This window comes from Yersinia pekkanenii, assembly GCF_001152565.1.
Lineage (GTDB): Bacteria > Pseudomonadota > Gammaproteobacteria > Enterobacterales > Enterobacteriaceae > Yersinia > Yersinia pekkanenii.
Genome location: NZ_CQAZ01000228.1, coordinates 1 through 383 on the forward strand (window position 1 = coordinate 1; position 383 = coordinate 383).

Genomic DNA, 383 nt, shown 5'->3' on the forward strand with positions numbered 1-383 from the left:
GCCTGCTGCCGCTCAGTCGCCTGTCTCTGGAAAGCGCCCATATCAAAACCGGCTTTATTCAGCCGGTCAAACCACTCGGTTAATAACTCATCTTTATCCGGGTTCTGTTTAACCTGTCGGGTATCGAGTGCCGCTACATCGCGGGACTTTAACGAGGCATCCGGGCCGACGGCGGCTTGAATCTGCTGGGTTCGCGTCGAAAAAGGTTGGACAGGTACGTCCTTGATTTCCCACAGGCCATGTTTACCGGTTTCAATCGTTTCAAATCCCATGGACTCAATCTGTTGGCGTAATTCATGCCGGTAAATTTGCCCCAGTGCGATTTGATTGGCGTAAACCATTTCGATGAAACCGGATTTATTGACGGTATCACTGGAAAGCGT

The 383-nt window shown here is 50.7% G+C and carries 1 protein-coding gene; it reads right to left on the bottom strand.

Features of this window, described 5'->3' with window-relative positions; all coding sequences use genetic code 11:
- Window positions 1-383 (bottom strand): relaxase domain-containing protein (locus AEP37_RS24095; protein WP_049615707.1); only part of this gene is annotated, 383 nt, incomplete at both ends.